We start from the raw sequence: 22,566 nt of genomic DNA, 5'->3' as shown, positions 1-22,566 counted from the left end.
TCCAGGGCCGGGGACGGCCTCACCGGTGACCAGCTTCGGGCCCGGCTACCTGCCCCCGAACGGTCTCGGCGGAGCGGAGTGCGGTGAGCTCCTACTCTTCGCCCTGGTGATGCTGTTCGTCGGGCTCGCTGAACAAGTCCTGAGGCGTGCGGGCAGTCGCCGCGCGGGTGAGCCATGCGTGGAGCTGTGCGAGGTCCGTGCAGGTTGTGATCATGGCGCGGGTGTCGTCGGAGATGTCGAAGCCGCGGGCGTCCAACACCAGTAGCACCGACTTGGCGGCCTCTTCCGCCTTGCCCTCGGCCTTGCCCTCTGCCTTGCCCTCTGCCTTGCCTTCTTCCCGGCCACGGCCGAAGTGTTCGCGGGCGAAGGGACTGTAGACCGGCCAGGCGGTGGACGCCATGATCTCCTCCAAGAGCTTCCGGATTTCGGGCCCGGACATGCTGTACGCGTATTCATAGTACTTCGTAGCGTGTTCATCGGAGGTGGTGTTCAGCGCGGTGGCGAACGCCTCGATGACCTTGCGGTCTCGGCCTTGAGTCATGACGGACATGACCGCGAGTGGTAGGTCGGCGGCAGCCTCCTGGGGGTCGATGATGGCTGGGACATCCCGCGGCCCCACCACCTGGGGTTGGAAGCGGTAGCCGTTCAGCCCTGATTCGACCGGTTTCGCGTAATGGTCGGCATCTGATTGGTTCGGGCACACGATCAGAACTGTGACGTCGCACTTCAACAGCAGCCACGCGGCGGCGGCGTAGCGGGCGAGCTGCTTGGCTTCCTTCCCGTTGTCCTGCTGAACTTCCACGATGATCGCGTGCAGCGGGCTCTGTTTCGGCCCCAGGGTGAAGACCAGGTCAGGCTCGATGTCGTCGGAGATTCGTGTGTTGAAGGTGCGCTCCTCCTGTTGGATGAGCGGGGTGTCGGGCAGCTTGACGTGTATGAGGTCGCGCAGGATCTCCGTCACCAGTTGAGGGCGATCGGAGAACAGCTGGACGAGGGCGTCATGTGGGGGGGACGGCATGGCGCTTAGCGTATCGATGTGCTCACCGACTGTGATGGAATTTCGTGATAGGAGCAGGCTCAGGTGCCGGCCGGGTTGCCGGGCGCATAGTCCAGATCAGCACGGCCAGCCCGGCGAAGATGATCGCCGCGACGACGCCGTTGACATGTAGGCCGGCGGTGAACGCCTCCCGGGCGGCGTGCAGCAGCTCCGCGCCCTCGCCGGTGGGCAGGTGCGCGGTTGTGGCGATCGCACCGGCGAGCGAGTCGGACGTGCCGTCCATCCGGGCGCGGTAGACCACCGCGGCCGTCAGCCCGAGCAGCGCGAAGCCGAGCGAGCCGCCGAAGTAGTTGCCGGTCTCCGACAGCGACGCCGCCGATCCGGCGCGCTGCGGCGGCACCGACCCGACGACCAGCCCGGTGCCCAGCGCGAACAGCGGGCCGGTGCCCAGCGCCAGCACGGTGATGCCGATCATCACCAGCGGCAGGGCGCTCGCCTCGACGCCGACGCCGACCAGCAGCAGGCTGCCCAGCGCCGACACCGCCAGCCCGCCGGCGATCGCGGTCGTTTGCTTCATCCGCCGGGCCAGCGCGGGCGCCGCGAGAGTGCCGGCCGCCGTGCCCAGGCCCATGGGCGCGAACAGCACCGCCGACGCGGCGGGCGAGAAGCCCAGCACGCTCTGCAGGTACTGCGTCACCAGCAGGCCCGTACCGGCCATCGCGATGCCCGCGAAGACCAGCGCGACGATCACGGCCGTGAACGGGCGGTTCCGGAACAGCCGCAGGTCCAGCAGCGGCGACTCCAGGCGCAGTTGCCGGCGTACGAACAGGAACCCCATGACCGCCCCGGCGGCGAGCGCCACCGCCGCCACCGTCGGCACCGCCGCGACGCTCTCGACTGCCAGCTGCTTGATGCCGTAGACCATCAGGAGCACGGCCACGAGCGACAACCCGACGCCGGCCGGGTCCAGCCGGCCGGCCTGGTCGCTGCGGTACTCGGGAAGCACGACCGGCCCGGCGAGCAGCAATACCGCCATCGCCGGCACGGCCACCAGGAACACCGATCCCCACCAGAAGTACTGGAGCAGGAATCCGGCGAGCACGGGACCGAGCGCGCCGCCGGTGAACTGGCAGGTCGCCCAGATGGCGATGGCCCGCCCGCGCTGCCGCTCGTCCGGGAACATGTTGGTGATCAGGGCGAGGGTGGACGGCATCAGGGTCGCGCCGGCCACGCCCAGCAGGGCCCGGGAGACGATCAGCATCATCGGGCCCGCCGAGAAGGCGGCCACGACCGACAGCACGGCGAACGCCGCCGCCCCGATCATCAGCAACCGCCGGCGGCCGATCCGGTCGCCGAGCGTGCCCATCGTGATGACCAGGCCGGCCACCATGAACCCGTAGCTGTCGCTGATCCACAGCTGTTCGACGCTGGTGGCGCCCAGTTCGGCGCTCAGTTGGGGGAGCGCCAGGAACAACGCCGTCATGTCCATCGCGACGAGCAAGGTCGGCAGCAGGAGAACGACCAGCCCCCACCACGCTCGATTGGTACGCATACTCGAAAAACTCCCTGTTGTCTCGACGTTTCGGGAGGTGGTCGGAGCAGGCGGGAGGTTTTCGACACCGGTACGGAGAGGGCCGGCGTCCTGCGAGCGGCGGGAACGGCGGGAACGGCGGGAACGCGCCCAGGAGTGTCAGCGGGTGATGAGCACGACCAGCAGACCCAGGCCGAGCACCAGATCCACCATGCCGCACCACTCGGCGAACGTCCGGGCGACGATCTTGTTGGCCCGCCAGTGGAAGCCGTCCCACATGGCGTGGCCCACCAGCCCCGCCGCCACCAGATACCCTCCGGCCGCAGGCGGAACCGACAGCACCAGCAGGCCGGCGGCCATGAAGGCGAGCGCGCCCGGTGCCTGCAGGGCGAAGACGCGTGGCCTGCGCAGCCGGCCGTTGACCAGGCCCAGCGCGGCGAGGGCGATCACGACGGACGCCAGTGGCGGCCACGGGTCGATGTCGAGCGCGCGCAGGACCACGACCGCCGCCAGCAGGGCGAGCACCACCGCCCACGTGATGCGGGGCCGGTCGGCCACCGCGAGGAACAGGTAGCCCGCGGCGGGCAGGATGAACAGGATCATGTACTCCAGGCCGTCGCCGACGTCGGACAGGCTGTAGACGGCCCAGGCGAGCGCCAGCAGGCTGGGCCAGCGGTGTCCCACGGCGATCAGCGCGCGCAGCCACGCGGGTCTGGGTGCGGTGTCCCGGATACCGCCAGGGTCATCGGCCGCGCCGGGAGCGGGGGCAGCAGAGTCGGTCATGGCCACACTGTGGTCCGGCGCGCACGGCTCATCGTCGTCTCGCCGGTGAACGGTCCGGAATCCTGCGCTGTCGGTCCTTCCGTCACGGCGGTGGCCGGGCCTTGACGCTGTGACAATCTTGGATAAGATTGTCACGATGTCACAGAGTGCAGAGAAGCAACAGCAGATCCTTGATGCCGCGCTCCAGGTCTTCGGCCGCTACGGCTTCCGCCGTACGTCGATGGAACTGATCGCGCAGGCCGCCGGGGTGTCCCGTCCCGCCCTCTACAAGCACTACGCGGGCAAGGAAGAGATCTTCCGGGCCGTGGCCGAGCGGGCCATCGACCGGCTCATCGCCCAGGCGGCGGAGATCGGCCAGGAGGACGGCGACGTCGCCGACCGGGTGTTCCGCGCCCTGAACCTCAAGCTGGAGTTCGTCACGGGCAGCGTCGAGGCGGGGTTCCGGGGCGAGATGCTCGCGGAGGTGAGTGTGCTCGCCCCCGACCTGACGCGCTCGTTCAAGGAACGTCACGTCGCCGTCGTCAAGTCCGTTCTGCTCGCCGCCGGGGACGACCTGCCGCGGCTCGGCACCGCCCTGTCGGCGGATGACGCCGCCGAACTGTTGCTGGCGGCGCTGACCGGCATCTCCCAGCAGGAGGAGGAGGCACACGTGCTGCGCACCCGGCTGCGGCAACTCGTCGACATCACCGTCGGAAGCCTCACCTGATCACAGGAGCCCCCATGACGCAGACGATCCTGCTCAGCTTCGTCGCAGGCCTGCTCGCCGCCAACGCCACCCCGCACTTCGTGAAGGGCATCACGAAGGAGGAGTTCCCCACCCTCTTCGGCCCCAGCCCGCTGGTCAACCTGGTCGCCGGATGGTTCATGTACGTGCTGGCCGCGGTCCTGACGATCATGGCCGACGTCGTCGCCCACCCGGTCGCCGCGCTCGCCGCGGGTGCGGTGGGCGTGCTGGGCATGGGCGTCTTCCACGCCCACATCGGTGCCGCCGGACTCGGCAGGCAGCCACGTGCCGCCCGCGGCCGTACGACGTGAGGCTGGTGCCGCCCATGACCACGATCGTGATGACCGGAGCCACCTCCGGGCTGGGCGAGCTCGCCGCCGCCCGCATGACCGCCGCCGGCGCGCGGCTGCTGGTCGGCGCGCGCAGCCCCGGCCCGCACACCGTGGACGGGTTACCGGCCCTGGACCTGGCCCGGCTCGATTCCGTACGCAGGTTCGCCGCGGCGGTGGGCGACCACCTCGGATCCACCCCCATCGACGTGCTCGTCCTGAACGCCGGCGTGTCCTTCCACGACATCGACCAGCGCACCGCCGACGGGTACGAGACCACGTTCGCCGTCAATCACCTCGCCCACTATCTCCTGCTGCGCCGGCTCCTGCCCAAGCTCGCCCGCGGCGGCCGAGTGGTGATCACCAGCAGCTCCGTCCACGACCCCGAGCTCGGCGGGACACTGCCGCCCCCGAGGCACGCCACCGCGACACTGCTCGCCAACCCGGAACTGGACCCCGACCGGGACACCAACCCCCGGGCGGCCGGCGGTCACGCGTACACGGCGTCCAAACTGTGCGGCCTGATGACCGCGCGGACGCTCGCCACGCGCCCCGAGGCCCTGGCCAAGCAGCTCACCGTGCTCGCCTACGACCCCGGGCCGACGCCCGGCACCGGTCTGTCCCGCAACTTCAGCCTGCCCATCCGGCTCCTCTGGTCCCTGCTCGGCACTCGGCTGGGAGCCCTGGTCCCGCGCATGAACAGCCGGCGGGCCGCCGGCCACACGCTGGCCGACCTCTGCCTCGGCACGATCACCCCGCCCGCCGGCCAGCGGTACGCCTCGCTCGTACGGGGCCGGCTGACCTGGCCGCAACCGTCGAAGACGGCATGCGACCGCGCGGCAGGCGAGGCGCTCTGGCAGGACAGCGCCGCCTTGATCGGCCTGCCGGCGTAGCGGTGCCGTCGCGGCCCGCTTGCAGCCGCAGGCATCCAGACGGCAGAGGAGACGGCAGAGGACGAGGTCATGAGCGTTCAGGGCCGCAGAGGCCGAGGGCGCCAGCGTTCAGGCGGCAGAGGCCGCGAAGGAGTGATGCTGACTGATGCGAGACGTGCGCATTCCGTTGCCGGACGGCGGTTCGCTGGCTGCGGCGCTGGCGCTGCCAGAGGGGACCGCACCCGACTCCGGCTGGCCCGGAGTCGTGGTCGTGCACGAGATCTATGGCGTCGAACCAGACATGCTGGACGTGGCGCGGTCGTTCGCCGGACACGGGTACGCGGCAGTGCTGCCCGATCTCTACAGCCACGGCTCCAGAGTCAAGTGCCTGGCCAGGGCCCTCCACCAGCTCGCGACGGGAAAGCCGGGCGGGCCCGCCGCCGACCTCGACGTCACCCGTCAGTGGCTCGCCGGCCGTGCGGAGGTCGACGGCGGAAGGCTGGGCGTCATCGGGTTCTGCATGGGCGGAGGCTTCGCCCTGGCCTACGCGGCCGGCGCGCCACCCGGCGTGCGGGCGGCGTCGGTGAACTACGGCGCGGTTCCGCGCCGCGAGGAAGAGCTGGCCTCCGTGTGCCCGGTCGTGGCCTCCTACGGCGGCCGCGACCAGGGCTTCCGCGCGCACGGTGCCCGGCTGCGGGAGCACCTGCGGGAACTCGGCATCGACCACGACGTCACGATCTACCAGGAGGCCGGCCATTCCTTCATGACCGACGGGCACCACCCGATCGCGAACCTCGCACTGTTCCCGCTCCGTCACGGCCTGGTCCGACCGGCGGCGGACGACGCCTGGCGACGCACCTTCTCCTTCTTCGACAGGTACGTCGCCGGCCAGGGGGCTACCGGAGCGGCGCCTCCCCGTACGGGACCAGCCTGACCGGCCCGACCAGCCCGTACGGCTGCCGCGCCAGCCCGCCGTACACGGCCGGGTCCGCCACCCTGAGCAGGTTGCCCAGCGGCGTCGCCACCTCCACCTGGATGGTGTTCGACCCGCGTCTGAGGTGCGGGCCGAGATCGAGGACGGGGTGGATCTGGTCCACCGGGCCCAGGCGCCGGCCGTTGACGCTCGCCCGGCAGGTGTCGCTCACCTCGCCCAGCTCCAGATAGGCGGGACCGTCCGACTCGACGGTGGTCGTGTACGTCCCGACGCCGGACACGTCGGCCAGCTCCGGGATCTCCGGCCAGGGCGCGAGCCGGTCGAGCCGCAGGGAGCGCACGGCCGGCGCCGGGCCCCGGTCCTCCACCCGGAGGCTCCAGGTGTTGAGTTCGACGGGTGCGGGGACGGGGCCGATCTCGGCGGTGAGCGCGCGTCCGTCGGAGAGGGTGGTGGTGTAGACGCCCGCCTCGGCGGCCCGCACGACCAGGCGGCCCTCGCCGTACGCCATCGCGTCCGGGTGGCTCTCGCTGTACCGCACCAGGTCGGCGTCCGTGCTGGTGGCGTGCGCGCGCCGGCCCGTGCGGTCGCCGAACAGGCCGGGCCGGCCGAGGGCCACGATCCTGGCCTGGCCCGGCTGCAGGGTCACGCGCAGGCGGATGCCGTCGTCGTCCGCCACGTACCGGGCGATGCGCGAGGCGCGGCCCGTCCACGGGTCGAGCAGATACGGGACGCTGTCCCGGTTGCTGCGGGCCAGCGTGACCTCGTGGTCGATCGCGGTCACGGGCGGTTTGGCGTTCTCCTGGTGCTTGCCGTTGCACAGGTAGTAGTAGTCCACGTCGCCGTCCACGCGGCGCATGGTGAGCAGCGTGGAGGGGGTCGCGTACCGGACGTCGGGGTGGACGCCGAGGGCGGCGAGCGCGGCGGGCACGTCCGCGGCGGACGCGACCATCCGCGTGGTGGGCCGCGCGAGCAGGTCCGACAGGATCGCGCGGAGCCGCTCGTTCTCGCCGTCCAGCGTGCCGCCCGGCTCTGCGGTGTCGCGCCGGTCGCCGTCTCGCGGGATGCCCGGCACCGAGGCGTTGCGCCAGTCGCCGAGCAGGACGATGGGCAGGCCGGCGTCGGCGTACTCCAGCAGGCGCCGCGCCACGCCGACGGTCATCGTGCACTCGCCCGCGTAGAACTTGTCGCCCTCGACGAACAGCGCCTTGTACGCGGGCCGGCCCAGCCGCCCGTCCGAGACCCGCGCGGCGGGCAGGTCGAGCAGCGGGCCGCTGACGAACTGGTGAGTCCAGCCGCTCGGGACGCCGCTCGCGGTGAACCAGGAGGCCCCGATGCCGGTCTTGGTGTAACCGGTCTGCCGGAACACCGCCACATCAGCGCGAGGCACCCCTTGTCGCATGATCAAGTGAATCCGCGCGAAGTATGTGGATATGTCGCTGATGTGGTCCCAGGTGGGCTGGCGCGGCCCCCACGATTCCGCATAGCCCACCGTCCCGTTGTACGGCGTGAACGCCGCGAACCCCGGCCATGCGGCGCCGGGCGCCTCCGCGTACGAGAAGCCGTGCAGGACTGTCTGGTTGAGGCCGGCCGCGTACGCCCCGCCCATCGTGCGCAACAGCTTCTTCCACGTCGTCGTGTACGCCCCGCCCTGGTACGCCCCCGCCTCGCAGGACAGCACCTCCCGCCCGCCCATGTCCCGGCCTCCGGCCAGGCAGCGGTAGTCGTCCAGGTTCTTGAACCCCAGCGACTCCCCCTCCGGCACGTCGAGGATCGCCGCGGCCTCGATGGCGTCCGTCTGCAGCCCGTACGGCTGCGCCCGCAACCGCAGGCCGATCGAGTGCGCCCAGTCGCGCAGCGCGGTGAAGTGATGCTCGTTGAACAGCTCGGACACCGTGTCCCAGTAGTCCTTGCGGGCGTGCCGGGTGCGGGCGGGGTCGTAGGCGAAGACCGGGTCCTCGTTCGCGAGCACGACCACCGGCAGGATGGACGCCAGCGGGTAGCCGCGCCGCCGCTCGAACTCGGCGGGCAGGTCCGGCGTCCACGGCAGGGCGTCGGTCTCGATCTCGATGGAGTCCTCGAACAGCGCTCCGCCTGCGCGCTTGAGCAGCTTGCGGATGGCGGGGGTGAGCAGCGCCGACTCCCAGTAGTCGATCACCGCCTGGGTGCCGGCGCGGCTGAAGTGGTCCACGACGTACGCCTCGGGGGCGGTGTGCGGGCCCGACTCGGGGCGCTGGCCGGAGCCGCGCTGCCAGTAGGAGATGAGCAGCCAGTCGCCGCCGGCGGGGGCGGTCCAGGTGATCGTCTGCTCGTCGGTGACGGTGATGGCCTGGAGGGAGGCGGGGTCGAGGCCGGTCTCGTCGCGGGTCGAGTGGGCGGGGTCGATCCTGGCCGCCTGGACGAACAGCAGCTCACCGCCGGACCGGTGGGCGCCGGTGGCCGGCGCCTCGGCGGCTGGGGCGACGGTGGGTGGTGGCACCGGGCCGGAGTAGGTGGTTCCGGCGGGGACGGTGACGGAACCGTGGGCCAGTTCCTTGGCCGCCGCCGCGCTGCCGGGCGTGATGGTGGGGACGGCGGCCGGCCAGGCGGGGCCGATCGTGAGGTCGATGGTGATCCCGCGCTCGGCCGCCTGGTCGAGCGCGGCCTCGACGGCGGCGTTCCAGGCGGGGGTGCCCCAGCCGTGACCGGCCGGGTCGAGCACGGACTTGTCGCGGATGCTGTGGTGCACGGCGGCGATCTCCGCGCCGCCGAAGCCGGCGTCGGCGAGCTGGTCCACCTCGCGCCGGATCTCCTCGGGATCGACGTGGGCGTCGGGCCACCACCAGCGCACCATCGGGCGCACCTCGCGGCGCGGCCGGGCGAACCAGGCGGCCGAGGGCGGCGCGGAGGCCGCGACGGCGGGGGAGGGGGAGAGGTCGTCGAGGGCGAAGGCGGCGGTGGCCGCGGCTCCGAGCGCGAGAAATCCCCGCCGCGTCACCGCAAGACCACCGAGCCGCGCCTCGGGGCCACCGAGCCGCGCGATGGGGCGGTCAGGCTGTGCGGTGGGGTGGTCAGGCTGTGCGGTGGGGCCGTCAGGTTGTGTGGTGGGGCCGTCAGGCTGTGTGGTGGGGCCGTCAGGCTGTGTGGTGGGGCTGCTGTGCCGCCTCCGTGCGCGGGGCGCGGGAGATGAGCCGCCGGGTGTCGAGGGAATGCCGTGCTGCGTCAGGTCGTTCACGGGCGCTCCAGGAAGCCGGTCCTGTGGGGGGTCGCCGGTCGGAGGGGGCGCCGGGACGGCCCGGCGCCCCCGCCGGCTAGCTCGGGATCGGGTACGGGAACGCGCTCGTCACCCCGATCTTGTCGTACTCCATCTTCGAGGCGTCGAACCCGTCAACCCAGTTGGCGTTCGTCACCTCGTTGCACTGGTAGCTCTGGTAGGACTGGTCGGTCGTCTTGCCCACCTCGATGTTGTCGAAGGCGAAGCCGCAGCCGCCGGCGTCCATGTGCACCCCGCGGGTCCCGCTGTCGGGCATGGACGCGTCGGGGATGACGTCCCCGATGACGACCTGGGAGACGTGGTTGGTGATCTCGTGCGGGTCGAGGTTGGAGATGCCGTAGGTGTAGAAGGCGCCCATGTCGCCGCTGTCCAGCCCCGTCTCCTCCAGCCGCAGGTACTTGAACACGTTCCCGTGCGCGTACCCGTCGCCGTCCTTCACCTCGGGCCGGACCTCGAGGCTGACCCCGTACCGGGCGCTGTGCTTGACGACGGTGTGGCTGACCTCGTTGTTCCCGGTGTTCATGAGCTCGACCCCGGACGCGTCCCCGGGCACCAGCTCGCCGATGTGATGGATGTAGTTGTTGGTGAACACGTTCTGCCCGGCGACGTCGCCCTCGCCCGGGTACGGGCCCTCGACCTTGATCCCGTCGGCTCCGATGTTCTCCAGGAGACTGTCGGAGATCCGTACGTGATCGTTGGCGAACAGCAGGTAGAACCCGGTGAATCCGGTGTCCGACAGGTGCAGCCTGGTCAGGTCGATGCCGCTGGTGTTGGTGAGCGTCACCGCGCCGAAGCGGTTGCGCGGCATCTCGATCTGCCGGTCGTACTCGGGGTACCTGTGCGGCTCACCGGCGTCGCCCGCGCTGATCCAGCCGTTGCGGTACCAGCTCACGAAGTCGCTGTACTGCAGGGCCAGCCCGTCGAAGGACAGGTTCCGCACCCGCTTGTCCGGCGTGCTGCCCTTCAGCGACAGGATCGTCTTCACCGTCGGCGCCATCACCTTGTCGATCGACGCCTTCGGCCAGTAGTAGACCTCGCTGTTGTCGAAGTCGAAGTAGTACTCGCCGGGCTGGTCGAGGAAGTCCAGCGAGTTTTGCAGGAAGTAGCGCGAGCCGCCGCGGCTGTTGACCAGGGCGTAGCGCGTCCAGTGTTCGAGGGTGAGCTGGTTGTCGTCCCACGACGGGTTCTTGATCGGCACGGTGTCGGTGAACCAGCTCCACGAGCCGCCCGACCAGACCATGACCTGCGCGTTGTCGAGGTTCCAGCTCTTGTCCCAGTCACCGGGCTTGGAGTACAGCCACTGGTAGACCGCCTCCTTCTCCGGTTCCTTCAGCACCGAGGTCAGGTAGGGCGCCCACACGTCGTCGGAGCGGCGGTTGGGGTAGCGGGCGGTGGTGGCCCGCTTGCCGTCCTCGAACAGCGTGTGGAAGGCGCGGTCGACCTTCGTCTTGTAGATGTTGTCCTTGTACTTCTCCCACCCGGTCACCGGCCGCGCGCCCAGCAGGCGGGCCTTGCCGGGGCCGTCCACGCTGCGGTAGACGACCCGGTGGCCGTTCTTGCCGGAGTCGGCCTCGGTGAACTCGATGGTCCTGTCGACGACGTAGTCGCCGGCCTTGACGTTGACGACGATGTCGCAGCTCTGGTGCCTGACGGCCCTGATCTGGTCGCGGGCGTGCTCGATGGTCTTCCACGGCCGCTGGGCGCTGTTGCCGGGCCCCCGGTCGGCGCCGTTCGGGGCGACGTAGAAGTCGATCGGCTCGCACGGCGCCTGGGCGGAGGCGGTGGGGGCGACGAGGAGCGCGCCGAGGGTCACCGCCACCGTGATCATCGCCTTCACTGCGCGGCCCCGGGGATCGGGTACGGGAACGCGCTGGTCACGCCGATCTTGTCGTACTCCATCTTCGAGGCGTCGAACCCGTCGGCCCAGTTGGCGTTGGTCACCTGGTTGCACTGGTAGCTCTGGTACTTGTCGTCGCTGACCTTGCCGACCTCGATGTTGTCGAAGGTGAAGCCGCAGCCGCCGGCGTCCATGTGCACGCCGCGGGTGCCGCTGTCCGGCATCGCGCCGGCGGGGTCGTTGACGACGTCCGTGATCACCATCTGCTTGACGTGGTTGTCCATGGGGTGCGGCTCGACGTTGCTGACGCCGTAGGTGTAGAAGGCGCCCATGTCACCGCTGTCCAGGCCGGTCTCCTCCAGCTTGATGTAGGAGAAGGTGTTGTTGCGGGCGTAGTTGTCCTCCGGCTTGATCTCCGGGCGGACCTCCAGGCTGATGCCGTACCGCGCGCTGTGCTTGACGTTGATGTTGCTGACGGTGTTGTTGCCCGTGCTCAGCAGCTCGATGCCGGCCGCGTCGCCGGGCACCAGCTCGCCGACGTGGTAGATGTAGTTGTTCGTGATCGTGTGGTGGCCGGAGATGTCGCCCTCGCCGGGGTAGCCGCCCTCGACCTTGATGCCGTCGGCGCCGATGTTCTCCAGCAGGCTGTCCGACACCTTGACCCGCTCGTTGGCGAATAGCAGGTAGACGCCCATGAAGCCGCTGTCGGAGACGTGCAGCCTGGTCAGGTCGATGTCGCGGGTGTTCTCCAGCGTGATCATGCCGAACCGGTTGCGCGGCATCTCGATCTGCCGGTCGTAGACGGGGTACTTGTGCTCGTAGCCCGAGTCGCCCTCGCTGATCCAGCCGGCCCGGTACCAGTCCACGAAGTCGCTGTACTGCAGGGCCAGGCCGTCGAAGGACAGGTTCTGCACCCGCGCCTGCGGGGTGCTGCCCTTGAGCGAGAGGATGGTCCTGACGGTCGGGGCCATGACCTTGTCGATCGAGCCCTTGGGCCAGTAGTAGACCTCGCTGTTGGCGAAGTCGAAGTAGTACTCACCGGGCTGGTCGAGGAAGCGCAGCGTGTTCTGCAGGAAGTAACGCGAGCCGCTGCGGCTGTTGACGAACGAGTAGCGGGCCCAGTGGTTGAGCGTGAAGAAGTTCTTGCGGAAGTCGGCCCCGCCCAGCGGCACCGTGTCGGTGAACCAGCTCCACGAGCCGCCGGACCAGACGACGATCTGCGAGTTCTTGTCGAAGTCGGCGTCCCACTCCTTGGGCACGTCCTCGGGCTTGAAGTACAGCCACTGGCGCACCGCCTCCTTCTCCGGCTCCCCGAGCACCGAGAACAGGTAGGGCGACCACAGGTCGTCGCTGGTCCGGTTGGGGTAGCGGGCGGTCGTGGCGCGTTTGCCGTCCTCGAACAGCGTGTAGAAGGTACGATCGACCTTGGTCTTGTAAATGTTGTCCTTGTAGAGCTGCCATCCCGTCACCGGCTTGGCACCCAGCAGGCGGGCCTTGCCCGGGCCGTCCGCACTGCGATAGGTGATCCTGTGGCCGTCCCTGCCCGAGTCGGCCTCGGTGAACTCGATGGTCCTGTCCACGACGTAGTCGCCGGCCTTGACGTTGACGACGATGTCGCAGCTCTGCCTGCCCTTCTTCGCCCGGAGGGCGTCGCGGGCCTGCTCGATGCTCTTCCACGGGCTGCGGGCGCTGCCGTCGCCCCGGTCGCTGCCCTGGGTGGATACGTAGTAGTCGCAGTTCGGTCTGGCCGCCGTCGCCGGCGCGGGGGTGGTCAGGCCGCCCACGAGTAAGACGATCGCGCCCACGGACCTGAGTATCACTGGCTCTCCTTAACGTCCCGCCACCGCTCGTACTCGGCGCGGGTCTCGGGGGTGAGTGGGTAGTAGTCGGAAAGCGCCCCGCCCTCCTCGATGCGGGCGCGGCTGTAGCGCTCCCACTGCTCGTGGTCGGCGGCGGCTTCGAGCACCTGGCCGGCCCGGCGCAGCGGCACCACCACGGCGCCGTCGTCGTCGGCCACGCACAGGTCGCCGGGCAGCGCGAGCGCGCCGCCGACGGCCACCGGCACGTCGTACGCCCAGGGGAACAGCTCCGCCTGCGAGGCGTAGTGCGGGGTGGCGCCGGTGGACCAGATCGGCAGGCCGATGCCGCTCACCCGGGGCAGGTCCCTGATCCGGCCGTCGACCACGATGCCGGCGCCGCCCTTGCGCTTGAAGTAGCGCACCAGCATGTCGCCGAAGCAGCCGGTGTACGCGCTGCCGTACGCCTGCACGACGAGCACGTCGCCGGGCTCGATCTCCTCCAGCACGTGCCACAGGGCCGTGTGCCGCTCGACGTACTCCTGGCCGAGGCCGGAGGCGATGTCCTCGCGCTGCGGCATGAACTGCAGCGTGCGGACCCGGCCGGCGATCTTCTGCCCCGGCGCGATGGGACGCGGCCCCTCGACGAAGGTCCGCCGGATGCCCTGCGCGTGCAGCTTGGCGCAGGCGGTGGCCGAGCTGATCCGGGACAGCCCCTCCACGAGGGCGGGATCGGGTGCGGCGGGCAGCTTCCCGCGTACAGGCAGATCCCAGATGGCGTCGTCCATGTAACTCCTCAGTAGTGCTGGTGCGACGGCGTGCGGACGCGCGCGGTCGTGTGCAGGTCGAGCCGGATGCGGCGGCCGGGCGGCAGCTCCACGAGCAGGCGGGAGCCGTCCACCGTCACCTCCTGCCCGGTTTCGTGGATGGGGGGTGAGGTGTAGGCGCGCGGGTCGCCGGGGTAGTCCGCGGCGGCGGCGAGGGTGAACGTCGCGGTGTCGATGCGGTCCTCGCCGAACTGGCCGGCCTGCACCACGACGCGCCGCGGGTGGGTGAGGCTCAGGTTGACCAGCTCGACGCGGGCGCCGTCGGGGCGTACGGAGTCGACCAGCGCGGCCACATCGCGGGGCAGCCCGGGGCGGGCGCGGTCGGCGTCGAAGTAGGCCAGCCGCGTCGGCAGCAGGCCGCCGTTGTAGAGCACCTGCGGGGTGCCGGTGACGAGCTGCAGCAGCGCCTCGGTGAGCACGGGGTTGAGCCGCTGCCAGTGGTGCACGTGCACGGTGGCCAGGTCCGCCTCGTCGGCGTCGATGAGCGCCATGCGGCGCTGCACCTGCCCGAGCGCGGTGGTGAGCATCTGCTCGGGGAAGCCGGGGTTGGCGCCGCGCAGGAACTCCAGCCACGGCGCCTCGTGCCCGGCCTCCTCCTTGTTGCGGAACGGCCGCACCGTCGCCCAGTCGTAGCCGGACGCCTTGCGCAGCCGGTCGAGCCGGTCGGCGTCGCCCCGGCCCTGCGACACGTGCCAGAGCCAGACCGGCAGGCCGAGCTGCGGCGGCTGGAAGTCGAACCAGCCGCTGTCGTCGTGCCGGTTCGGCACCAGCATGGTGGGCTTGCCGGCCTCGTCGCCCAGCTCCGCCAGCCAGCGGTCGCTGATGCTCATCTCGGTCTCGGTGACGGCGGCCTGGACGGCGCGCCCGTACACGGTCTCGAGGGGGCCGCGGCCGATCGCGAGCGCGGTGTCGTCCCCGGTCAGCAGGTACGCGTTGACCGCGGCGATCGCGGCGGCGGCGCCCACGCTGTAGAGGCCGTGCGGCCACTGCCAGCCGTAGTTGCCGCCGTACCAGCGGCCTCCGTGCAGCTCGCCGACCACACCCGACGGGCCCACGTTGTCCGGGATGATGCCGTTGTTGGCCTCGGCCCTGCGCTGCCAGGCGCCGATGTAGCGCAGCGCCCAGTCGCGGTAGCGGTCGTCGCCGTCGTACAGCCAGGCGTTGACGGCCAGGCTGGTCGCGGCCAGGTTGACGGCCACGTCGCCGCGGCCGATGCGCTCGCTCATCGCCGCGCCCATCCGGGCGGCGTTGCTCGGGTCGCCCAGGTCCTCCCAGCGCTCGATGCCGGGCAGGTCGCGCAGCGGCAGGCCGAACGGCCGCATGCTGGTCAGGTCCGTGTGGTAGGAGGCCCACTCCCACTGCAGGCCGTAGCGGGGGCCGACGGCGCCGTTGTGCGGGGCGCGGATGATGTCGTGCTCGGCGTCGTAGTTGGCCGAGCCGGGCAGGTACAGGTCGGCGAAGCGGCGGGCCCGCTCGCGGAAGCGCTCGTCGCGCGGGTCGGCCGCGCAGATGCCGTAGAACAGCAGCATCGACTCGCCCTGGTGGAACCAGTCGTAGCCGCGCTCGTACTCCTCCACCAGGTAGCCCAGCTCGGTGAGCTGCGTGGTGACGCCCTCCCAGTGGTGCTTGGCGGCGTCGAGCAGGTCGTCGGCGCCGCCGAGCTGGTAGAGCGTCGGCCAGTTGAAGAACGCCTCGTAGAAGTCGTCGGCCCCGTCCCGGTCCGCCGCCGGGCCGTGGTAGATCAGCCGGCCGTCGGGCCCGCAGTAGCGGGCGGCGAAGCCGCGCCACGCCTCGTCGAGGGCGTCGAACAGCCTGCGCTCCAGCACCGCCCACGCCGGCGGCTCGCCGAGTGGCACCGTCGCTCTGATCTCGCGCATGTTCACCCTTTCGTTGCTCCTGCCGTGAGGCCGCTGATGATGTGCCGTTGCATGAAGACGAAGAAGATCAGCAGGGGCGCGATGGCCAGCAGCAGCGTCGGGAAGACCACCGTGTAGTCGGTGGAGTACTGGCTGACCGCCGCGTACACGCCGGTGGTGACCGTGTAGAGGCCGCTGCCGGGGCCCAGGATGATCTGCGGGTTCACGAAGTCGTTCCACACCGAGAAGGTGTTGAGGATGACCATCGTGGCGACCGCGGGCCGCATCAGCGGGAAGACGATCTGCCAGAACGTGCGCAGCCTGCCCGCCCCGTCGACGGCCGCCGCCTGGTCGAGCACGGCCGGGATGGTGGCGATGTAGCCCGCGTACAGGAAGATCGAGAACGGTAGCGTGAGCGTGGTCTCGAACAGCACGAACCCGCGGATGGTGCCCATCAGGCCGAGCGTCTTGAGCACGTACACGACGGGGATGACCAGCACCTGGCCGGGGATGAACGTGCCGGCCAGGAAGAACAGCATGAGGACGCGGAAGCGGCGCTTCGGGCTGCGCGCGATCACGTACGCCGCGGGGGCGGCCAGGCCCACCGACAGCACGTTGACCGCCACCACGAACAGCAGCGTGATCGCGTAGCCCTTGAACACGTTGAAGTTCGGGTTCGTCAGCGCCCTGCCGAGCGGTTCCAGGGTCAGCCCGCCCAGGCCGAACGGGTTGGACAGGATGTCCTGCTGGCCCTTGAACGCGTTGACGGTCAGCACGTACAGGGGGATCAGCATGAAGGCGACGGTGGCCCACAGGAAGGTCTTCTTCGTCATTGGTGCACCGCCAGCTCGCCGCGCCTGCGCAGCTTGGTCACCACGAACGCCAGCGCCGCCGTCACCAGCATGAGCAGCACCGACTGCGCGGAGCCGAAGCCGAGGCGGGCGTCGTGGAAGGAGTTCCACAGGATGAGGTAGGCGACGGTCTGCGTCTGGCCGGCCGGGCCGCCCGCCGTCAGCGAGACCACCAGGTCGTACGTCTTGAGCAGCGTCACCAGCGACAGCACGATGTTCACCGTCACCGACGGGCCCAGCGCGGGCAGCGTCACGTTCCTGAACACCTGCCAGCGGGTGGCCCCGTCGATGCGGGCCGCCTCGATCAGCGAGTGCGGCACCGCCTGCAGGCCCGCCAGGTACAGCACCACGTTGACGCCGAACCCGGCCCACACCAGCACCGCGATCATGGTGACCGTGGCCCAGGTCGGGTCCGACAGGAACGGGATGACCTGGCCGCCCCAGGTCGTGACCAGGTTGTTGACCGCGCCGCTGGTGCCCAGGATGGCCGACCAGAGGAAGCCGACCACCAGGGCGCTGAGCACGTGCGGGTAGAACAGCACGATCCGGAAGAACGTGTTGGCCCTGGAGGCGCCGTTGACCAGGAGCGCGAAGCCGAGGCCGAGCAGGTTCAGCCCGGCGGTGCCGGCCGCCGCGACCAGCAGCGTGACCAGGGAGGCGCGCTGCAGCTCGGGGTCGTCCAGCAGGTCGAGGTAGTTGGCGGCGCCGACGAAGGCGGGGTCGGCGCTGAAGCCGTCCCAGTCGGTCAGGCTCAGGTAGAAGGCCAGGCCGACCGGGACGATCAGCATCACGGTGTAGAGGATCGTGGCCGGGGCCACCATGAGGGTGGTGGCCAGCCCATCGTGCCTTCTGCGCTTCTGGACGGGCGCCTTCACGACGACCGGTGGTGCCTGCTCTCGGGTGAGCGTCATGAGCGTCCGGCCAGCCAGCGGTCCACGCCCTCGGCGACCTCCTTGGGCGACTTGCCCACGTACAGGCCCTGGACCTCGGTGTTCCACGCGGAGTTGAAGCCCTTGGGCAGGGTGGCGTCGCCGTACCCCTCACCCTGCGGCACCCCGGAAGGGGCCTGGTCGAGGATCTCCTGCACCTGCTTCTCCAGCGGGGTGAACTCGCGCTGCACGCCGGTGCGGAAGTTGCCGTCCTGCGCGAGCTGGCTCTTGACCGCCGCCGGGTCGGTGACCAGCCACTGGACCAGCTTGAGCGCCGCGTCCTTGTTCGGGGTGGACTTGAGGATCATGTACGGGGCCGCGAGCGTGGCGCCCTGCGGGCCGGGATAGGCCTGGCCCTTGTCCACCGGGGCGGGGAAGACGCCGACCTCGAAGTCCTTCTTCGCCTTGGCCTCGGTGGCGGTGAACCAGCTCCCCATGACGTACATGGCGGACTTGCCGGACAGGAACTGGGTCTCGGCGTCGGCGTACTTCAGGCCGAGGGCGTTCTTGTCCACGTACCCCTTGTCGATCCAGCCCTGGTAGCGCTCCAGGTAGGGCAGCAGCGACTCGCCCGCCTTGGTCTTGCCCGCCTTGACGTCCTGCTGCCAGGTGGGGTGCGTCTGGGCGCGGCTGGGGTTGGAGAGCTGGAGGAGCTGCAGGCCGGTCAGGAAGTCGCCGCCGGTCTGCAGCGGCAGGTAGCCGGCCTTCTTCAGCTCGCCCATGGCCGTTTCGAACTCGTCGAACGTCTGCGGCGGCTGCTCGATGCCCGCCTTGTCGAAGGCGGCCTTGTTGTAGAAGACCAGCGACTGGGCCTGCACGCCGACGCCGACCTGGTAGAGCTTGCCGCCCAGCTTGGCCTGCTCGGCCAGCGGGGTGTCCTTGGCCCACGGCTGGTCGGTGAGGTCGAGCATCTGCTTGGCCAGCGTCTCGTCCGCCATCAGCGTCTCCACCACGTCGGGCGCGTTGCCGGCGGCGAGCTGCTGCGGCAGCGTGTCGGCCACGCCCTTGCCGGTCGGCGCCTCGATCTTGACGTCGATGCCGGGGTTGGCCTGCTCGAACGGCTTGACCAGGCCGTCCCAGTACGTCTGGGTGAGGTTCGGGCTGATGTTGACCAGCATCCGGACGGTGACCGGGCCGCCCTCGCTCTGCTGTGCCTGGGACTCGCCGGCGAAGCCGCCCCCACCGCAGCCGGTGACGAGGAGCAGGCAGCCGAGGGCTGAAAGGGCGAGGGATGGACGGGGGGAACGCATCGCACCTCCAAGGGGGCGAGATCTGCGACGCCTTTTAATGGGTCGTACTCGATTAGCGATTATTTAATACGTTGGTCATATGGGCCCGTCAAGGGCAAACGTGACGCTACAAATACGTGTCCTGCGAGTAGATGAGTCATAAATACGTTAAGGTTGCGGCGTGGCAGGACACGAGGACGACAAACGGCTGGTATTGGGGGCGGAGGAGCTCGCCACCCTGCGCGAGTGGGCCGGGAGCAAGCCCGACGGCGGCGGCGGGCTGGCACTGCGCAGCCGCATCGTGCTGGCGTGCGCCGAGGGGCTGCCCCGCAAGGACATCGCGAGCAGGCTGTCGGTGAGCCCGGCGACCGTGGCGAAGTGGCGCGCCCGCTTCGTCGAGCGCGGCCTCGACGGCCTGGCCGACGCGCCCAGGCCGGGGCGGCCGCGCAGCGCCGAACGGCAGGAGGCCGAGCGGGTGATCGCCGCCGCGGCCGGGGGCGGCGCCGTGCCGTCCACCCGGACGATGGCCGCCCAGCTCGGGTTGTCGCAGTCGACGGTGGCCCGCATCTGGCAGGAGCAGCAGATCGCGCCGGACGCGGCCCGGGTGCTGCCCAGGGAGCTGCTGTCGGACCGCGTCTACGCGCTGCTGCGCGGCTGGATCGTCTCGGGCGAGCTGGTGGCCGGGCAGCGGCTGGTCGAAGCGGAGATCGCGCGGCGGGTCGGCACGAGCCAGGCCCCTGCCCGGGAGGCGATCAAACGGTTGGCGCACGAGGGGCTGGTCATCTCCTATCCCAACCGGGGCAGCTACGTCGCGGAGATCTCGGACGAGCAGGCCCGGGAGGTGCGCGACATCAGGGTGTTGCTGGAGGAGTATGCCGCACGCGGCGCCGCCGTCCGCATCCAGCCCGACACGTTGCGGCAGCTCTCGGCCGACGTGCTGGCCATGCGCCAGGCCGCCCGGGACGGCGACATCGGCGCCTTCCGCGACGCGGACCTCGCCTTCCATCGCCGGGTGTGCGCGGCGTGCGGCAACTCCTTCCTGCTGCGGTTGTGGCGGACGATCGAGTCGAACCTGTGGAGCCTGCACGTGGTCGGCAACCCGCTCTACGCCGGTGACTGGTCGGCCATGGCGGGGCACCATGACGACCTGGTGGCGGCGCTCGCGTCGGGCGACCCGGACGAGGCCGCCCGCCTCTTCGCCGCCCACGCCCGCGGCGAGGCCTCCCGCACCCGGCCCCGCGCCCCACGGCCCGCCTGACCGGCCTCCGGCTGGCGTCTTCGGGGAGGAAGCGGGGCCGTGGCGCGCAGGCGGCGAGGTGCGGTGGGGCGCGCCGCAACGTGGCCCGTGCTCAGCACGGGCGCGCGGGCGAGCGGCGGGACCCCGGGTCACGTCAGGCCGACGGCGTCACCTCGTACGTCGCGCCCCGGCGGGTGTCGAGGACGACCACGCCGGGCTCCGGCCGCTCGACCTGGACCGGCCGGCCGCGTTCCGTGACGGTGACCGGCCCGGCGGTGCGGAGCGTCAGCTTGCGCCCCAGACGCGAGCGGACGCGACCGCGCCGGAGCGTGCCGCCGTCCCACGACACGTCCACCTCGAACCCGCCCCGCGCCAGCAGCCCCCGGTACGACCCCGCGGGCCACGCGGAGGGCAGGACGGGCAGCAGGTGCACCTGGTCCCCGTGGCTCTGCAGCAGCATCTCCGTGATGCCCGAGGTGCCGCCGAAGTTGCCGTCGATCTGGAACGGCGGGTGCAGGTCGAACATGTTCGGCGCGGTACGCGCGGGCACCAGCAGGTTGCTCAGCCGCTTGTACGCCTCGGGGGCGTCCAGCAGCCGCGCCCAGAAGTTGATCTTCCAGGCCAGCGACCACCCGGCCCCCGCCTCGCCCCGCAGTTCCAGCGTGCGCCGGGCAGCGGCGGCCAGGTCGGGAGTCAGGCGGGGGTCGATCTGGTGGCTGGGGAACAGCCCCCACAGGTGGGAGATGTGCCGGCTGCGCGACAGCGCCGCGTCGCCCCGGTAGTCCTCCTGCCACTCCTGGATCTGCCCGAGATGCCCCACCTGGTTGGGCACCAGCCGCGAGCGGGCCGCCGCGGCCTGGGCCCGCATGCCCTCCTCGACGCCGAGCAGCTCCGACGCCTGCTCGAAGGCGGTGAACAGGTCCCGCAGGATCTGCATGTCCATGGTGGGCCCGGCGCAGATGGAGACGTTCTCGCCGTTGTCCTCGTGGTGGCCGACCTCGGGGGAGTGCGACGGGTTGGTGACCAGGTAGCCGGTGCGGGGGTCGGTCTGCAGGGTGGCCAGGAAGTACTCCACCGAGCCCTTGATCAGCGGGAAGTGCTCGCGCAGCCGCCGCTCGTCCCCGGTGTACTGGTAGTGCTCCCAGAGAGTCAGGCACAACCATGCCCCGCCGGTCGGCCACACGCCGTAGAAGGCGAAGTCCACGGGCGCGGTGCCGCGCCAGCCGTCGGTGTTGTGGTGGGCGACCCAGCCGGGCGCCCCGTAGGTGTCCCTGGCCGTGCGGGCGCCGGTCTCCGACAGGTCCTTGATCAGGTCGAAGAGCGGGTCCATGCACTCGACGAGGTTGCCGGGCGCGGCGGGCCAGTAGTTCATCTGGCAGTTGATGTTGATGGTGTACTTCGACTGCCACGCCGGTTCCATGGAGTCGTTCCAGATGCCCTGGAGGTTGGCGGCGTAGCCGGGGGCGCGTGAGCAGGAGATCAGCAGGTACCGGCCGTACTGGAAGTACAGGGCGGCGAGCTGCGGGTCCGTGTCGAGCTGCTTGCGCTGGATGCGCTCGTCCGTGGGCAGCGCCGCCGCCTCCGAGGTGCCCAGGTCGATCGAGACCCTGCCGAACAGCCGCTGGTAGTCCTGGACGTGCCTGCGCCGCAGCACCTCGTACGGCCGCTCGCCCGCCTTCGTCAGATGCAGGCCCGCGACCTGTGCCGGATCGCCGCCGACGTCCTGGTAGCTGCGGTAGCTGCTGCCCATGGAGATCAGCAGCGTGACCTCGTCCGCGCCCTCGACGACCAGCGTGCCGCCGTCCACGCGCACGGTGCCGCCCTTGGCCTCGGCCCTGGCCAGCGCCTGGAAGCGCACCTCTCCCGGCATGCCCTCGGTCTGGCCGCTGACGCCGTTCAACGCGATCGTGGCCCGCCCGGCGCCTACCGAACTGGACTGCTGCGGGCTGGAGAAGGCCGCCGTGAACGAGATCGAGCCACGCCGGTCCGCGGTGTGCCGCAGCACGATGACCTGGTCGGGGTTGCTGGCGAAGACCTCGCGCTCGTGCCGCACGCCGTCACGGGTGAACCGCACGCTGGTGACGGCGCTGGTCAGGTCGAGCTCGCGCCGGTAGTCGGTGAACTCGGCCGAGCCGGGATAGCTCAGCGTGAGGTCGCCGAGCACCTGGTACCACGCCTGTTCGCTGGGCGTGCCGAGCAGCTTCTCGTCCGCCAGGTTCTGGGCGGCCTGCCACTTGTCCTCCCAGACCAGCCGCCTGATCTCCGGCAGCGCCTCCAGGGCGCCCGGGTTGTCGTAGTTGTGCGGCCCGCCGGCCCAGATGCTGTCCTCGTTGAGCTGCAGCCGTTCGGTGGCCACGCCGCCGAACACCATCGCGCCCAGCCGCCCGCAGCCGACCGGCAGTGCCTCCAGCCACACCTCGGCCGGGCGGGTGTACCAGAGCTTCAGCGCATCGGCCTGCCTGTCGTCAGCCCATGCCGGGAGGGCGTCGGCACCGCTCACGATCAGGGACCCGGCCGCCGCACCTAACCCGGTGGCGAGCACTCCGCGCCGCGTGTATCCATTGCTGGTCACTGTTGATCACTC

At 70.7% G+C, this 22,566-nt stretch carries 17 protein-coding genes; 5 read left to right on the top strand and 12 right to left on the bottom strand.

What is annotated here, in order from left to right:
* Nucleotides 1–91: 91 nt before the first annotated feature.
* The 3 genes from ACBJ32_RS31470 to ACBJ32_RS31460 all read right to left on the bottom strand — a co-directional run bounded on the left by ACBJ32_RS31470 (nucleotide 92) and on the right by ACBJ32_RS31460 (nucleotide 3,311).
* Nucleotides 92–961 carry a hypothetical protein gene (locus tag ACBJ32_RS31470; protein ID WP_375129794.1) on the bottom strand — a complete coding sequence of 290 codons (870 nt, stop codon included), beginning with the start codon at nucleotides 959–961 and terminating at the stop codon, nucleotides 92–94.
* Nucleotides 962–1,040: 79 nt separating this feature from the next.
* Nucleotides 1,041–2,549: an MFS transporter gene (locus ACBJ32_RS31465; RefSeq protein WP_375129793.1), complete on the bottom strand. Its 1,509-nt coding sequence runs from the start codon at nucleotides 2,547–2,549 to the stop codon at nucleotides 1,041–1,043.
* A 138-nt stretch (nucleotides 2,550–2,687) separates the two neighbouring features.
* Nucleotides 2,688–3,311, bottom strand: coding sequence for a hypothetical protein (locus ACBJ32_RS31460; RefSeq protein WP_375129792.1), 624 nt, complete (start codon nucleotides 3,309–3,311; stop codon nucleotides 2,688–2,690).
* A gap of 136 nt (nucleotides 3,312–3,447) precedes the next feature.
* Between ACBJ32_RS31460 and ACBJ32_RS31455 the strand changes: the two genes are divergently transcribed.
* The 4 genes from ACBJ32_RS31455 to ACBJ32_RS31440 all read left to right on the top strand — a co-directional run bounded on the left by ACBJ32_RS31455 (nucleotide 3,448) and on the right by ACBJ32_RS31440 (nucleotide 6,170).
* Nucleotides 3,448–4,017, top strand: coding sequence for a TetR/AcrR family transcriptional regulator (locus ACBJ32_RS31455; RefSeq protein ID WP_375129791.1), 570 nt, complete (start codon nucleotides 3,448–3,450; stop codon nucleotides 4,015–4,017).
* A 14-nt stretch (nucleotides 4,018–4,031) separates the two neighbouring features.
* On the top strand, nucleotides 4,032–4,346 hold the full coding sequence (locus ACBJ32_RS31450) for a hypothetical protein (RefSeq protein WP_375129790.1): 315 nt from the start codon (nucleotides 4,032–4,034) through the stop codon (nucleotides 4,344–4,346).
* A gap of 14 nt (nucleotides 4,347–4,360) precedes the next feature.
* On the top strand, nucleotides 4,361–5,257 hold the full coding sequence (locus tag ACBJ32_RS31445; RefSeq protein WP_375129789.1) for an SDR family NAD(P)-dependent oxidoreductase: 897 nt from the start codon (nucleotides 4,361–4,363) through the stop codon (nucleotides 5,255–5,257).
* A gap of 145 nt (nucleotides 5,258–5,402) precedes the next feature.
* Nucleotides 5,403–6,170, top strand: a complete 768-nt coding sequence (locus ACBJ32_RS31440) for a dienelactone hydrolase family protein (RefSeq protein WP_375129788.1) — start codon at nucleotides 5,403–5,405, stop codon at nucleotides 6,168–6,170.
* Here ACBJ32_RS31440 and ACBJ32_RS31435 read toward each other — a convergent pair.
* The 8 genes from ACBJ32_RS31435 to ACBJ32_RS31400 all read right to left on the bottom strand — a co-directional run bounded on the left by ACBJ32_RS31435 (nucleotide 6,133) and on the right by ACBJ32_RS31400 (nucleotide 18,766).
* A complete protein-coding gene (locus ACBJ32_RS31435) occupies nucleotides 6,133–9,144 on the bottom strand; it encodes a glycosyl hydrolase (protein WP_375129787.1) in 3,012 nt (1,003 codons plus the stop codon). The two genes, ACBJ32_RS31440 and ACBJ32_RS31435, sit on opposite strands and share 38 nt — an antisense overlap.
* A 313-nt stretch (nucleotides 9,145–9,457) precedes the next feature.
* Nucleotides 9,458–11,248, bottom strand: a complete 1,791-nt coding sequence (locus ACBJ32_RS31430; protein WP_375129786.1) for a right-handed parallel beta-helix repeat-containing protein — start codon at nucleotides 11,246–11,248, stop codon at nucleotides 9,458–9,460.
* A 5-nt stretch (nucleotides 11,249–11,253) separates the two neighbouring features.
* Nucleotides 11,254–13,062: a right-handed parallel beta-helix repeat-containing protein gene (locus ACBJ32_RS31425; RefSeq protein ID WP_375129785.1), complete on the bottom strand. Its 1,809-nt coding sequence runs from the start codon at nucleotides 13,060–13,062 to the stop codon at nucleotides 11,254–11,256.
* A gap of 11 nt (nucleotides 13,063–13,073) precedes the next feature.
* On the bottom strand, nucleotides 13,074–13,841 hold the full coding sequence (locus tag ACBJ32_RS31420) for a hypothetical protein (protein ID WP_357871552.1): 768 nt from the start codon (nucleotides 13,839–13,841) through the stop codon (nucleotides 13,074–13,076).
* 8 nt (nucleotides 13,842–13,849) lie between these two features.
* On the bottom strand, nucleotides 13,850–15,757 hold the full coding sequence (locus ACBJ32_RS31415) for a hypothetical protein (protein ID WP_375129784.1): 1,908 nt from the start codon (nucleotides 15,755–15,757) through the stop codon (nucleotides 13,850–13,852).
* 2 nt (nucleotides 15,758–15,759) lie between these two features.
* On the bottom strand, nucleotides 15,760–16,569 hold the full coding sequence (locus ACBJ32_RS31410) for a carbohydrate ABC transporter permease (RefSeq protein WP_357871558.1): 810 nt from the start codon (nucleotides 16,567–16,569) through the stop codon (nucleotides 15,760–15,762).
* Entirely contained in the window at nucleotides 16,566–17,498 is a 933-nt protein-coding gene (locus ACBJ32_RS31405; protein WP_375129783.1) for a carbohydrate ABC transporter permease, read from the bottom strand. Before ACBJ32_RS31405 ends, ACBJ32_RS31410 begins: the two co-directional genes overlap by 4 nt.
* A complete protein-coding gene (locus ACBJ32_RS31400; protein WP_375129782.1) occupies nucleotides 17,495–18,766 on the bottom strand; it encodes an ABC transporter substrate-binding protein in 1,272 nt (423 codons plus the stop codon). The genes ACBJ32_RS31405 and ACBJ32_RS31400 overlap by 4 nt, the downstream gene beginning before the upstream one ends.
* A 160-nt stretch (nucleotides 18,767–18,926) precedes the next feature.
* Between ACBJ32_RS31400 and ACBJ32_RS31395 the strand changes: the two genes are divergently transcribed.
* Entirely contained in the window at nucleotides 18,927–20,003 is a 1,077-nt protein-coding gene (locus ACBJ32_RS31395; protein ID WP_357871567.1) for an FCD domain-containing protein, read from the top strand.
* A 133-nt stretch (nucleotides 20,004–20,136) separates the two neighbouring features.
* Here ACBJ32_RS31395 and ACBJ32_RS31390 read toward each other — a convergent pair whose 3' ends face one another.
* Nucleotides 20,137–22,554 carry a glycoside hydrolase N-terminal domain-containing protein gene (locus ACBJ32_RS31390; protein WP_375129781.1) on the bottom strand — a complete coding sequence of 806 codons (2,418 nt, stop codon included), beginning with the start codon at nucleotides 22,552–22,554 and terminating at the stop codon, nucleotides 20,137–20,139.
* Nucleotides 22,555–22,566 lie beyond the last annotated feature (12 nt).

This window comes from Nonomuraea sp. GTA35 (genome assembly GCF_041950525.1).
Classification (GTDB): Bacteria; Actinomycetota; Actinomycetes; order Streptosporangiales; family Streptosporangiaceae; genus Nonomuraea.
Note: the sequence above shows the minus strand (reverse complement) of the source record. Positions and strands in the feature narration are given on the sequence as shown.